Here is a 13,300-nt window from a genome sequence, read left to right as displayed (position 1 = left end):
AGATGGCAGTTCGCGGCGTGCCGTCACCGATATTCCGACAAACTTCCGATCGCCGGAATCACCCGGCAACCGGTGGTCGCCCGCTCGGCGATTCGAATCATCAACGTGGACATCGCATTCCGGTGATCGGCGGACCGCGTGCACCGGCCACCGCGCCGATCCCTACGGATGCGCCGGATATGCCCTCCGGCGATGTTCAGCGTGCTCGACCGGAGCGATCAGGTGGCCGAGGTCACACGATAGACGTCGTAGACGCCTTCCACGTTGCGCACCACATTCAGCAAGTGGCCCAGGTGTTTCGGATCGCCCATTTCGAAGGTGAACTTGCTGATCGCGACCCGGTCGCCGTGCGTGGCCACCGAGGCGGACAGGATATTGACCTTCTCATCGGCGAGCACCTTGGTCACATCCGAGAGCAGCCGGGTGCGGTCGAGGGCCTCGATCTGGATGGCCACCAGGAATACCGAGGACGGCGACGGCGCCCACTCCACGTCGATGATGCGCTCGGCCTGTTCACGCAGCGAACCGGCGTTGGTGCAGTCGGTGCGGTGCACGCTGACCGCGCCGCCGCGGGTCACGAAGCCCATGATCTCGTCGCCGGGCACCGGGGTGCAGCACTTGGCCAGTTTGGCGACCGTGCCGGCCGCGCCGGGAATCAGCACGCCAGCATCACCGGTGACGCGCTGGCGGGCCGGGGTGGTCGACGGCGTGGAGCGCTCGGCGAGTTCGTTCTCGACATCGCCGATGCCGCCGAGCTGCGCCATCAACCGCTGCACGACGTGGTGCGCGGACACCTGGTGCTCACCGACGGCGGTGTAGAGCGTGGAGATATCGGTGTAGTGCAGTTCATGCGCGACCGCGGTCATCGCGTCCACGCTCATCAACCGCTGCAGCGGCAGCCCGACGCGGCGGACCTCCTTGGAGATCTGCTCCTTACCGCTCTCCAGCGCTTCCTCGCGGCGCTCCTTGGCGAACCACTGCCGGATCTTGGCCTTCGCGCGCGGAGAGACCACGAAGTTCTGCCAGTCGCGGCTGGGTCCGGCATTCTGTGCCTTCGAGGTGAATACCTCGACGACCTCACCGTTTTCGAGCTGACGTTCCAATGCGACCAGTCGGCCGTTGACCCGCGCGCCGATGCAGCGGTGCCCGACCTCGGTATGCACCGCGTAGGCGAAGTCGACCGGAGTCGACTTCTGCGGCAACGTGATCACATCACCCTTCGGAGTGAAGACGAAGATCTCCGGCGATTTCAGATCGAAGCGCAGCGATTCCAGGAACTCCGCCGGATCGGCGGCCTCTCGCTGCCAGTCGAGGAGTTGCCGCATCCACGCCATATCGTCGACTTCGGTGGAGTCATTGGAGTGCTTGCCGCGGGTTTCCTTGTAGCGCCAGTGCGCGGCAATGCCGAATTCGGCGGTGCGGTGCATGTCCTGGGTGCGGATCTGCACCTCCAGCGGCTTGCCGTCCGGGCCGACGACGGTGGTGTGCAGCGACTGGTAGACGCCGTAGCGCGGCTGGGCGATGTAATCCTTGAACCGGCCCGCCATCGGCTGCCACAGCGAATGCACGACGCCGACCGCCGCGTAGCAGTCACGGACCTCGTCGCACAGGATGCGGATGCCGACCAGGTCGTGGATATCGTCGAAGTCCTTACCCTTGACGATCATCTTCTGGTAGATCGACCAGTAGTGCTTGGGGCGGCCCTCGACGATCGCGTTGATCCTCGACGCCGCAAGGGTATTGACGATTTCCGCGCGCACCCGCGCCAGGTAGGTGTCGCGCGAGGGCGCGCGATCGGCGACCAGCCGCACGATCTCGTCGTATTTCTTCGGGTGCAGGATCGCGAACGCGAGGTCCTCGAGTTCCCATTTGACCGTGGCCATACCCAGGCGGTGCGCCAGCGGCGCGATCACCTCGAGGGTTTCCTTGGCCTTCTTCGCCTGCTTCTCCGGCGGCAGGAAGCGCATGGTGCGCATGTTGTGCAGACGGTCGGCCACCTTGATCACCAGCACACGCGGGTCGCGCGCCATCGCGATGATCATCTTGCGGATGGTCTCGGCCTCGGCGGCGGCGCCCAGGTTGACCTTGTCCAACTTGGTGACGCCGTCGACCAGATGCGCGACCTCGGCGCCGAAATCCTGGGTCAGCTGCTCGAGCGAGTAGCCGGTGTCCTCCACGGTGTCGTGCAGCAGCGCCGCGACCAGGGTGGTGGTGTCCATGCCGAGTTCGGCCAGGATATTGGCGACCGCGAGCGGATGCGTGATGTAGGGGTCACCGGACTTGCGGAACTGGTGGGCGTGGCGCTCGTCTGCGACATCGAAGGCACGCTGCAGCAGGGTGAGGTTCGCCTTCGGGTACAGCTCGCGATGCACGCTGGCCAGCGGTTCGAGCACCGGTTTGACCGCCGCGATACCGCGTTGACCGGTCATGCGCCGGGCCAGGCGGGCGCGCACCCGCCGGGATGCGGAGGTCGGGACGGCAGCCGCGGTACCGGGCTGGCGCGCCGCCGCGGAAGTGCCGCTCACCTGCGGCTTGGGCTTCGATGCATCCGGGGTGGCCGCACCGTTCGACTGCGGGGCGCCCGCCGATTGCTCGACATTCGCCTCGCCAAGATGCTGAGTCATGCCACCACCTCTCCACGCCGCGATCGCAACACCCTATCCGACCGCTGCAACCGCCCAGACCACAACTTTAGTCCGAGCGCAGGTCATGCGTTCGATCCGAGGTTGCCGAGTCGCCGGCAACCTCGGAAAACATCACCGTGTGAGGTGCGAAAAAGGTGCCCTATCGGCTGGTGAAGGGTTCGACGGGCTGGCGGATGCGGGACTGGCCGTCGAAGTCCGGATCGAGCGGGGCGTGGAAGATATCCAGCACAGTTGGGGTGATATCGACCAGGGAGAAGCTCGAACTGGTCGCGCCCGCGATGAAGTTCGGGCCGCGGGCGATGACGAAACTGGTTGTCTCATCTGGGGTTTGGCCGCCGTGCCCGCCCTTGGGCCGATGACCGTGGTCGGTGGTGACCAGGATGGTCCAGCCTTCGGCGGGGTTGGCGCGGGCGCGGGCGTCCACGGCGGCGACGATGCGGCCGACCAGGGTGTCGATGCGGGTGACGGCGTCGCGGTATTCGCTGGTTGCACCGCCGTGCTTGTGACCGGCGCGGTCGACCTGGTCGAGGTGGGTGAAGAGGAAGTCGGGGGCGTATTTGGTGATGGCAGTGACGACGCTGTCGGCGGTGGCGGCATCGGTGGCGATTTCGTCGTCGTCACCGGGGACGGCTGGGGTGGAGATGACGACGTCGGCGCGGGGGTTACCGCTGCCAGCCATGGTGGCGATCTGATCCCAGGTGGCGATGGACTGGGTCTTCAGGGTCGGATCGGAGCGTTCGAGCCGGGTGAAGACCGTCGGGTACTTCGCGAACGGGGTGGCGTCGAAATTGTTGTCGGTGATCCCGTGCTTACTGCCCCAGACCCCGGTGAGCACGGTGGCCCAGGACGGACCGGAGATGGTGACATGCGGGGCGATGGAGGTGCGGCCGAGGGTGCCTTCGGCGCTGAGCCGCAAGAGGTTCGGGGCACGGACTTCCTCGATCTTGCGGTACATCAGGCCGTCGAGTCCGATGAGGACGACCTTGTCGACTCGGGTGGCGGCCTGTGCGCGGCCAGTGGCGAGGACGGTCGAAACGGCCGCTGCGGCAACGGCACCGGAGAACAGTTGCCTGCGTGCGAGGGACGTGCGGGTTCGCGCGCTCATATCCGGAACGATCCGGTACGCCTGTGCCTTTCGGATAGTTCACCGAGTGAGTGTTCATTGATGTTTCATCAGTCTCGCCATCGCTGGTCGCCTCGCTGAACAACCATTGAACTTGCGATAGCTAAAAGCTATTCGTACTGCTCGATGGTGCGTAGCGGTGAGGTGAACAGCAAAAGCCGTTTGACACCTCGCCACATGTGTGGCTGGCTGACCGCCATGTTCCACGCTGCCGACGGCACGGCCACCGCACCCATCCGAATCGCCGCCGTCGCGGACCTGCATATGCGCGATGCCGTCGCGGGGCGCTTCCGTCCGGACTTGCTGCGGATTACCGCCGATGTGCTGCTGCTCGGCGGTGATCTCACCGAGGGCGGCGCGCTGTACGAGGCGGATCTGCTGTGCGCCGAGATCGCCCGGCTGCCGGTGCCGGTGGTCGCGGTGCTGGGCAATCACGATCACGACCGGCGTCTGGGGTACCGCATTGCCGCCGTGCTCACCGACCTCGGGGTGCATCTGCTCGACGGCGATGCGGTCACCCTCGACGTGCGTGGGCGGCGGTTGGGTATCGCCGGTGTGATGGGCGGCAGCGGTGGATTTCCGGGGTATCCGGGCCGACCCGATGAAGGCAGTGCCGAACATCGCGCGCGGATGCGCCGTGGACCGTTGGACGCGCTGCGGCTGCGTCACGCATTGGACTCGCTGGAGTGCGAAACCCGTATCGCCCTTATGCATTTCGCGCCGATCGTCGACACGCTGGCAGGCGAGCCGCCGAAGATCTACCCGGGTCTGGGGTGTCACGATCTGGGCGAGGCCGTGGATGCGGGCGGTGCGGTGCTGGCGATCCACGGCCATGCGCACGGCGGTACCGAATTCGGGCGCACTGCCAGCGGGGTGCCGGTGCGGAATGTGTCGTATCCGGTGCTCGGGCGCACCTATGCGGTTTACGAGGTGTAAGCGCGGCGGGGCGCAGCAGGTACGTTCTACCGCATGACGATCGCCCGGTCGCTGCTGCTGTTCGCCCTCGCCGCACTCGCCGAGATCGGCGGTGCCTGGCTCGTCTGGCAGGGCTGGCGCGAGCAGCGCGGGCTGCTCTGGATCGCGGCGGGCGTACTCGCGCTCGGCGCCTACGGCTTCGTCGCAACCTTCCAACCGGACCCGAACTTCGGCCGCATCCTGGCCGCTTACGGCGGCGTCTTCGTGGCGGGCTCACTCGCCTGGGGCATGATCGTCGACAAATTCCATCCCGACCGCTGGGACTACCTGGGCGCCACCGTCTGCCTCATCGGCGTCGCGGTCATCATGTACGCCCCGCGCCCCTGAACCCTGCGTCCTTACCTGCACCGGTCCGGCAGGCAGCTGTGCTATTCGTCGGGAGCGAAGGCCCAGATGGCCGCGGGGCGCCCGGTGGCCTTGATGCGGCGGCGTTCGGTGGTGCGGGCCAGGCCGGGGATGGCGGCCAGGGTGCGGTTCAGATTCGCCGGGTCCGGGCGGGTGCCGTGGACGGAGGCGCTGAGTTCGACCGCGCGGGTGGCGGGAAATTCGTCGCCGGTCAGTGCTCGGGTGAAAGTCAAATCCTTCCAGAGCAACCGGGCGAGCAGGCTGCGGGCGGCATCCACAATGCGGTTGTGGTCGAAGGCCAGTTCGGGCACCGCATCGAAGGAGACCCATTGGGCCGGCCCCTCATGCGGTCCGACCACCGCCCACATGGCAATGGACAATGTCGGCCCGCGCGGGTCGCGGTTCGGTTCATCGAAGGTCACCAACTGCCCGACGGCCCCGATCGCCGCCTCCGGCACCCCGAGCTTGGTGTGCACGGCCCGCCGAGCGGCCGCGACCAGCCGCTCCCCCCGCCCGAGCAGCACGCCCGGCAATGCCAGCCGCCCGGTGAACGGCTCCATCTGCCGCGGTGCGATACCAACGCTCACCCCGGCGTCATCGCCCCAGAACCGCAACGCCACCACATCGACCGAAACAACGGATTGCTCCACGCCGGCCCATCCTGCCGGACCCCCGACATCCTGCGCCGAGCGGCACGCGAACAAGAACATCTCAACCCGTGCCGCAGGCCGGTGCGCCACGCAATGCGCCCTGCCACAACTCACGCGCCAGCACACCGCCGCGTGCCGCGCCACCGCAACGTCGCACGACCACGACGGACCATTCGCATGGTCATGGCCTAGGCGACGGCAGCCGCCGTGTGGATCGCGGTGCGGTCGCGGCGGTCGGGACCATTGGCCGTCAGGACTATCGGGGTATCGAGTTGGCATTCCAGCCATGGGATCGGGTCGGCGGGGATGGGTGTCAGGATCGGGTTGGACGTGGTCAGGAGTTCGGTGAGCTGGCATTGGTGGTAGAGGTCCTGCCATGGGCCCGGTTCCAGGCGGTCTACCAGACCGGTCGGTGTCGCGTATCCCGTTGCGGCGTAGCCGGTTCCGGGGGCGTCCAGATGGGTGAGAGCGAGGCCGTCGATACCGCCGGAGACCTCGATGGCATAGCGCAGCAGGATCGGGTCGAGGTGGCCGCGACGAAAGGGGCCCTGATAGGGGCCGGCGGCATTGTGCGGTTCGGGGATCGCGATGGTGTGGTCTTCGGTGGGGAACGGGCCAGCGCCGTGGCGGGTCAGGTATGTGCGGGTGACGCCGAGTGTGTATGCGGGAGCATCGATTTCGGCGAGCAGGGCGCGGGCATTGCGCGGCTCCACAGTCGACCAGGTCGTGTGCGGGTGGAAGCCGCGCCATTCGTCGAGCAGAACGCCCTGTGCGCCTTCGAAGATCAGGCAGCCGCGCCGGGCCAGGCGGGCGAGTTCACCGCCGTCGACAATGCGGACGGCGGCGGCGAATTCCCGGTACATCTCGACCAGATCGCGAGTCGGTTCGTAGCGGTGCGCGCTCGGCGCGATCAGCGGGCCGTAATGCGCCGCCAGCGCCTGGAGCTTGGCGTACAAGACGTTCGGGCGCAGGCAGTCCGACACGGTCGGTGCCTCGAATTCGAGTGCGTAGCTGGCCGTTTCGCCGATGCCGCGGCCGCAGGAACCGTGCCGCGAGGAACCCCTCGCGTCCTCGCGAGCACGGTTGGCGGCGATATGAATCGGCGTGGTGAGCAACGCGCGCCCGTCGATCCGCAGCAGCGATAGCGGATCTGGCACCCCCAGCGCGGCCAGTCGCAGCGATTCACTCGCCAGCGCGATCGGCTCGACCAGCATGTGCCGCGAGAGCAGCGTCGGAATGCCGCAGAAGGTGCCGGATCCGAACTGCGCGAAGGTGTGATGCCGTCCGTCGGCGATCACATTGTGTGCCGCCTGCGCACCGCCGTTGAATCGCACGACCGCCGATACGCCGAGCCCCGCGTCCGGCGAGCACAGCCAATCGACGGTTGCCCCCTTCCCCGCATCCCCGAACCCGAGGTCGAGCACTATGACGTGTGACCGAATCACCTTGCACCCCTTGCCTTTCCCATTGGCGGAATGCGCACCGCCCGAGCCGATGTCAGCTTCGCCCCCGAGACAGCGCACGCATACTCGGTCTCGCCCTGGCGCCCAACGCTTTTCCGACCGAATCCGCCTCGGCCGCCGACCCCACATCGCGCAGGTCCGCCAGTCCGGTATGCATATCGACGCGGTCCTCCGCGAGCCCGATGGTGAGTGCGACAAGCTCACACACCGCGGCCGGATCGTCTAGTTTCATGAAGTTCTGACCGAGCAATCCCCGCCAGTGCTCGGCGATCTCCGGATCGTCGAAGTAGCTCGACTGGTTGGGCAGGATGTAGTGCACGTGCCACCGCTCGGCCAGTTCCCGATAGATCGAGGCCACGTCGATATCGGTGCGCACATGATCGCCGATGACGGCGCGGATGTGCCGCCCCGCCAACCTCGCCTTGTTCAGCTCGTCGCCGATGATGAACAGATAGCCTCGCTTACCGCGCCGCTCCCATGCGTCGGTCACGACATGGGTGGCCATGAAATACGCGGCCAGTTCATAGCTTTCGGACTTCTGTCCACCACCGCCGCCTTCCAGCAGGATATTGCGCAACTGTTCGTCCATCCGGTTGTCGGATTCGAACTGCCCCACCTGTAGCGGCACCCGATCCGTATCGGCGTCGCCGATGGCACCGAACATGATCTGCGGATCCTGCACATACCCCTTGCTCCGCAACAGGCCGTGCAGCTTGGTGAGTTTGTCCTGCATGATCCGGGGGACCCGCCCCATCGATCCGGTGACGTCGAATAGCACCGCGATCGGCAGCGAATTCCCGTGCTCATCGGAATCCCGGCATTCGCGCACGGTGACGCCGAGCGGATCGAGTGCCGGATGCGCCCGCCAACTCGGATACGGCTGACCCTGCATTTCGGCGGTATATCCGAAGTCGTCCAGACCTCGGCCGGCTCGGAAGGTCTTGGCCGCGCGGTAGGCGGTGTCGTCCCAATGTCCGTATCCCATTTCGTCACTTCCTCCCGTGAACCAGTTTTAGTGTATTAGACTAAAACTCTGCTCGTCAAGAGTCCGCTGATGGAATCGGTACCGCTAGTTGATCTTGGCGGACAGGACGAACCTGCTCAGGCGTCCCGCTGCTCGCGCTTGGCCGCCTCGCGCGCCAAGGCCCGGTCGCGCTGCTCCTCGAACCTGATCACATCCTTGCCGAGCCGCTCCAGGAACAACCCGAGTTCCTCGCGCGCCTGTTCGCCGCGGGCAGTGAAGTCGGTGCGCTCGAAGACGTTCCACTTGCGCAGCACCGGGTTGATGACCTCCTCGAGATGCTGGCGCAGATCGTAGATGCCGTGCTTGGCGATCAATACGCTGTTGCGACGCCAGTTCGGCATACCGGCACCCGGCATCTGAAAGTTTCGGATGATCGCCGAAATCGCCGCCAGCGCCTGGTCGGGCGCCAGATCGATGGCCGCGCCGCACAGGTTGCGATAGAAGACCATGTGCAGGTTCTCATCTGTGGCGATGCGTTGCAGCATGCGGTCGGCGACCGCATCGTTGCAGACCTTGCCGGTGTTGCGGTGACTGACCCGGGTCGCCAGCTCTTGAAATGTCACGTAGGCGATGCCGGGTAGGAATCCGTTGTCGTCCACTCCGGTCGGATGCTGCACCCCGGTCGTCATACAGACCATCCGCGCGTGCTCCAGCGCCACCGGATCCACCCCTCTGGTGACGACGAGGTAGTCCCGCATGACGATTCCGTGCCGGTGCTCCTCGGCGGTCCAGCGCCCCACCCATGTGCCCCAGGCGCCGTCCTGCGAGAAGGATTCGGCGATCAGTCGGTGATAGGACGGCAGATTGTCCTCGGTCAGCAGATTGGTGACCAGCGCAGCCTTTGCCAGCTCACTCAGACTGGATTGTCCTGGCTCCCAATCGATTCCACCCATCTCGGCAAAATTGCGGCCCTCGTCCCATGGCACGTAATCGTGCGGGTGCCAGTCCTTGGCGACCGATAGGTGGCGGTTGAGGTTCTGTTCGGCAACGGGTTCGAGTTCGGTCAGTAACTCCAGCTGTGTCAAAGTATGTGTCACGATCGGGTTCCTGTCATTGGATCAGCGGCTCTCATCCAGAGTGCCCCGATTGGCGTGCTTCCGAAATCCCCTGACGCCGAATTCACCCGCCGGGTTCGAACTGCTCACCATTAGTTGATCGCGTAGACAGGCCGATGCGTATCGCGCGGAGGCCTGATCAGGCGCGCACCGTCGTAGTTGAACAAGGTACAACCTCGATGGGTTGGCGATATGCCGCGCGAGACGGCTCACCTGACCACCGGTCACGACCAGCAACCGGTTCGACGATCCGACCGACCTGCTGCCCGGACAACAGTCAGCGCACCTGGCACCACCGGCGATGCAACAACCCGCTTCGGCTCAGGCTGTCAGCACCAGGGCCGCCGCCGCGAGGGTTTCGATCAGACAGTAGAACCAGTTGGGATAGCAGGAAGTTCGGTCATCGATCACGGCGGAGACGACGCGGCCCAGAGCCATTCCGCCCAGCGCGGCGCCGATCGTGAACATGATTCCGGACCGCAGGGATCCATCGTGAGTCGCCGCGATCGCCAGCATCGCCGCCATCGCCAGACCGAATCCGCCGTAGACGGCGCGGATCTCATAGCGGGCCACGGCATGCTCGGTACGCATGCCGAAGGGACGTATCAGCGCGGCCGGTGCGGCGAGGGCATATCCACCCATCGCGAGGAAGAACAGGCCGATGACGATATCTATGACAGTTGCCAAGGGAACCTCCTGATCGAGTCGGAAGGCCAGCATGATCGACGGGAGCGCGCACCCGCTTCCACAAACGTGCGATCAGTCCCCGCCGTATTCCAACGAGCGCCAGACCTCGATCGCCCAACCCAGTTGTGACCCCGGAACGCTGATCGTGACCAGGAGAAGTTCGCCGTTGCGGTGGCTGGCGATACCCTGCACCCCGACCTCGTCGCCGTCCTCCGCGGGCAACCACCACCCGTCACCTGGTCCGCCGATGACCGGCTCGCCGCGATGCCCCGCGGTCGCGTTGGCGCCGTATTGCAGCATCGCGGCCGGAGGCGGACCGGTCTTCGCATCGCCGACCCGCAGAATGGTGATCTCGATCTGGCGGGTGCCGTCCCAGGCCCACCAGCGATCGCCGTCCCAGCCGTAGGTGAAATCGCCCGGTATCCGCAGACTCCACCCGGACACCGGCGTCGTGCGGACCGAGCGACGGCGGTAGCCGAGCTGCGCGGGCCGATCCGCGGCGGCCCGCGCGGGCAGATCGGCGGGCGCACCGGCCGCGATGGGTGCCGAATCCGCCAGCAGCGACCGCAATTCGTGCCAGGCCGCCCACGGCAGGTCCAGTGCGGCGTCGAGCCGGTGCGCCTCGGCGAGCAACGCGTCGGCCTGGTGCAGCGCGGGGGTGTCATCGGCGTCCGTCGGTGCGCGCCACCGCACGTCGTTCCACATGATGCCCATCGCGGTATTGCGCATTGTCGGCGCGGTCCAGCCGTCGTCCCACCACGGGAAGAATGCGCGCGCCGCCGCCTCATTGCCGTCGGAGACGGCCTGGAACCAGTCGCGGTCGCGCGGACCCAACCAGCTCGCGGCCAGCCCGTCATGATCGAATCGGTCACTGCCCAGGGATAATCCGATCGACACCCAGGCGCCCTCGGCGGGCACCTCGGTCAATACCGTCCGCGCGAGCGCGCGGATCCACACCAGGTAGTCGCGTTCGACCTCGGCGCGGTCATCGGCCAGTCCGAGCGGATCCTCGGTGCCCTCGTCCCACACAATGTCGAAGCGCCTGCCCATTTCGTGCAGTACCGCGGCGACGTGCCGGTGATAGCCCGGCCCGGCCGAAGCGCACCCCGCGCTCACCACTACCTGGCCGTGCGCCGCGCGCAGATCGACCGGTTCCGCTGCCGGATGCAGCACGGCCAGCAGGCGATCACCGGAGATCTCCACCGATTTCCGAAATGGAGCCGAGGTGGCGATCCAGCCGATCCGTGCACCGGCCGGACCGGTTCGCAACCATGCCTCGACCTGATCGAGGAAGTCCTCGGTGGGCGCGCGGCACACCCCCGCCACGTTCAACTCGATTCCCATCGATATACATCCTTGTGTCCGCGGTCCGGCGGCGAAAGTCAGGACCCTACACCCACTCTCCGCGCGCGGACCCGTTGCCGCGGCAATGGATCGAATCGGCTACTGCTCGACGAACCGACGGCAGCTCGCCCGGCCGCCGGGCAGACCCGCCTCACTGAACCAGCGATCGAGTTGACCGGTCTGCCACAGGGGCTCGATCTCCGCCAGCACCGCGAGATAGGACAGCTGCGCGGCGGACAGCTCCGATTCGTCGGAGATCGGATCGGGAAAGGCTCTGTGCAGGAACGAAATACAGTCGTTGCGCACGGTATGCTCGTTGGCGACCCAGGCCGCTTCGATGGCGGCGGGCAGCAGTATCTCGAAATCGTGGACGCGGCCGACGAGTTCGCGGATGACATCGTGGCGTAGCCAGCCGTCCTGCCCGGGTAGGTAGCGATTGAACCACTCGTCGATGGCCTCGGGCCGCTCCAACGCGGACAGGAGTTCGTCGGTGGCGCGTTGTTCGGCGGCGAATGCGGGCGCCAAGGCAGCGCAGGCGCGGACACCGGGATGAGGATCGGCGAGCAGCCGTTCCGGACGGCCGCCGTGGATGCCCGAAACCCTTGCAGCGGTGGCGCGTTCGGCCGGATCCGGAATGATCGGCGCGATGGTGTCGAGCCGGTCGAGCAATGCGGACCGCTTCGCGGTCAGGGCCGGATGCACGGTGAGCTCGATCAGCGCGCGCAGCGCGGCGATGCGCACCACCGCATCCGCATCGTCAACCAGGGGTTCGATCGCCTCGATCACGCTGGGAATCACCGCGCGACAGGCGATCTCGTCCCGCGCCCGCATCGCCGTGCGGAATTCGTTGTCATCGATTGCCGCCAGTAGGCCGGGCGGTGTCGGAACATGCTCCACCAGTAGGGCTTTTGCGGGATCGGGACCGAGTTCCAGCAGCCCGGCACGCCGATTCGCCTTGACCCGCTGCAGATCCTCTTCGCTGCGACCGGGCGGATAGGCCTCGGCATAGAGCTGCGCATCCGAAATTCCGGAACAACAACTGTGCGCAAAGATTTCGAGGTAATCCAGCAGCGCGACCCGCAAGGACCGCGGCTCCGGATCCCACGGCAGGATGTCCTCGATCGTCATCGCGGTATGCGGGCGCGGCAGCAATTGGGCCACGATCGCGACGAACGGCGCGGTGGCGGAGTACACACTGCCCTGGTGCAATAGCGCGGCATCGAGATAGCCGACGGCATCGACACAGGCTTCGGCATCACCGTCGAGCAGCGCCTGAAGATGCGTCGGAGCATCGGCCGCGGGGCCATAGGCATGTTCCAGCTCATCCCAATCGACGTCGGCTATCGCTTGCAGCACCGGGTCCATCGCATTGATCATGCTGTAGCCGAGCAAGTCGCTCAACTCGAGCGGGTGCGCGGCGGCCCTACTGGGCCGGTTCCAGATGGTCGCCGATGAGCATTGTCCCCGGCCCTCGCTGCGCGCCGGGGCCGTGCCGCCAGTAGACGTTGTCCGCGGTGAGCGGCGCACCGCAGGCGCGGCAGACCACCACCCCGGAGGTCTCGTGCCCACAGTCCCGGTGCACGACCAGCGCAGGTGGGCCCGCGGGCCCGGCGAGCCACTTGTCGCCCCAGGAAATGAGCATGGTGAGCACCGGATACAGATCGCGGCCCTGTTCGGTGAGCACGTATTCGTGGCGCACCGGATTCGATTGGTACACCCGCGCCTCGACAATCCCGTATTCCCGCAGCGTATCCAGGCGTGCGGTGAGGACATTCGAGGCGATGCCGAGATCGCGGCGGATGTCCTCGAACCGGTTCACCCCGACGAACAGATCGCGCAGGATCAGCGGCGTCCACCGCTCCCCGACCACGTCGAGCGTTCGCGCGATCGAGCACACAATGTCGGACATGGCAGCTTTGGGCACCACCACATCCTAGTCCATTGCTTTTTGCAAGTGACTCGATTACGTTGCGATACGACCGATGAACC

12 protein-coding genes are annotated in these 13,300 nt (G+C 66.3%); 2 read left to right on the top strand and 10 right to left on the bottom strand.

The window, feature by feature from the left end; all coding sequences use genetic code 11:
* Positions 1-218: 218 nt before the first annotated feature.
* On the bottom strand, positions 219-2,624 hold the full coding sequence (locus ACWEO2_RS10095; protein WP_452404985.1) for a RelA/SpoT family protein: 2,406 nt from the start codon (positions 2,622-2,624) through the stop codon (positions 219-221).
* Between the two features lie 160 nt (positions 2,625-2,784).
* The gene (locus tag ACWEO2_RS10090; protein WP_452404984.1) at positions 2,785-3,750 is read right to left on the bottom strand and encodes an alkaline phosphatase family protein; all 966 of its coding nucleotides are present in this window, start codon (positions 3,748-3,750) and stop codon (positions 2,785-2,787) included.
* 195 nt (positions 3,751-3,945) lie between these two features.
* Here ACWEO2_RS10090 and ACWEO2_RS10085 point away from each other — a divergent pair, with 195 nt between their 5' ends.
* Together ACWEO2_RS10085 and ACWEO2_RS10080 are read left to right on the top strand one after the other, a co-directional pair.
* Entirely contained in the window at positions 3,946-4,704 is a 759-nt protein-coding gene (locus ACWEO2_RS10085; protein ID WP_452404983.1) for a metallophosphoesterase family protein, read from the top strand.
* A 33-nt stretch (positions 4,705-4,737) separates the two neighbouring features.
* Positions 4,738-5,070 (top strand): YnfA family protein, encoded by a 333-nt coding sequence (locus ACWEO2_RS10080; RefSeq protein ID WP_452404982.1) that lies wholly within the window; start codon positions 4,738-4,740, stop codon positions 5,068-5,070.
* A gap of 41 nt (positions 5,071-5,111) precedes the next feature.
* Here the strand turns inward: ACWEO2_RS10080 and ACWEO2_RS10075 are convergent, their stop codons facing one another.
* From ACWEO2_RS10075 to ACWEO2_RS10040, 8 genes are all read right to left on the bottom strand, one after another.
* Positions 5,112-5,738, bottom strand: a complete 627-nt coding sequence (locus ACWEO2_RS10075; RefSeq protein ID WP_452404981.1) for an NUDIX hydrolase — start codon at positions 5,736-5,738, stop codon at positions 5,112-5,114.
* Positions 5,739-5,926: 188 nt separating this feature from the next.
* Complete coding sequence (locus ACWEO2_RS10070) at positions 5,927-7,183, bottom strand: adenylosuccinate synthetase (RefSeq protein WP_452404980.1); 1,257 nt, start codon at positions 7,181-7,183, stop codon at positions 5,927-5,929.
* 52 nt (positions 7,184-7,235) lie between these two features.
* The gene (locus ACWEO2_RS10065; protein ID WP_452404979.1) at positions 7,236-8,186 is read right to left on the bottom strand and encodes a hypothetical protein; all 951 of its coding nucleotides are present in this window, start codon (positions 8,184-8,186) and stop codon (positions 7,236-7,238) included.
* Positions 8,187-8,302: 116 nt separating this feature from the next.
* On the bottom strand, positions 8,303-9,262 hold the full coding sequence (locus tag ACWEO2_RS10060; protein ID WP_452404978.1) for an acyl-ACP desaturase: 960 nt from the start codon (positions 9,260-9,262) through the stop codon (positions 8,303-8,305).
* Positions 9,263-9,601: 339 nt separating this feature from the next.
* Complete coding sequence (locus tag ACWEO2_RS10055) at positions 9,602-9,967, bottom strand: DUF4345 domain-containing protein (protein WP_452404977.1); 366 nt, start codon at positions 9,965-9,967, stop codon at positions 9,602-9,604.
* A 72-nt stretch (positions 9,968-10,039) separates the two neighbouring features.
* On the bottom strand, positions 10,040-11,311 hold the full coding sequence (locus ACWEO2_RS10050) for a hypothetical protein (protein ID WP_452404976.1): 1,272 nt from the start codon (positions 11,309-11,311) through the stop codon (positions 10,040-10,042).
* A 99-nt stretch (positions 11,312-11,410) separates the two neighbouring features.
* On the bottom strand, positions 11,411-12,712 hold the full coding sequence (locus ACWEO2_RS10045; protein ID WP_452404975.1) for a hypothetical protein: 1,302 nt from the start codon (positions 12,710-12,712) through the stop codon (positions 11,411-11,413).
* A gap of 22 nt (positions 12,713-12,734) precedes the next feature.
* Positions 12,735-13,235, bottom strand: a complete 501-nt coding sequence (locus tag ACWEO2_RS10040) for a winged helix-turn-helix transcriptional regulator (RefSeq protein WP_452404974.1) — start codon at positions 13,233-13,235, stop codon at positions 12,735-12,737.
* Positions 13,236-13,300: the final 65 nt, after the last annotated feature.

The organism is Nocardia sp. NPDC004278, from assembly GCF_053602975.1.
Note: the sequence above shows the minus strand (reverse complement) of the source record. Positions and strands in the feature narration are given on the sequence as shown.

Bases quoted from the DNA above. Each gene is read 5' to 3' on its own strand.
- ACWEO2_RS10080 (WP_452404982.1), top strand. From the start codon at position 4,738: ATGACGATCGCCCGGTCGCTGCTGCTGTTCGCCCTCGCCGCACTCGCC.
- ACWEO2_RS10085 (WP_452404983.1), top strand. From the start codon at position 3,946: ATGTGTGGCTGGCTGACCGCCATGTTCCACGCTGCCGACGGCACGGCC.
- ACWEO2_RS10095 (WP_452404985.1), bottom strand. From the start codon at position 2,624: ATGACTCAGCATCTTGGCGAGGCGAATGTCGAGCAATCGGCGGGCGCC.
- ACWEO2_RS10090 (WP_452404984.1), bottom strand. From the start codon at position 3,750: ATGAGCGCGCGAACCCGCACGTCCCTCGCACGCAGGCAACTGTTCTCC.
- ACWEO2_RS10065 (WP_452404979.1), bottom strand. From the start codon at position 8,186: ATGGGATACGGACATTGGGACGACACCGCCTACCGCGCGGCCAAGACC.
- ACWEO2_RS10050 (WP_452404976.1), bottom strand. From the start codon at position 11,311: ATGGGAATCGAGTTGAACGTGGCGGGGGTGTGCCGCGCGCCCACCGAG.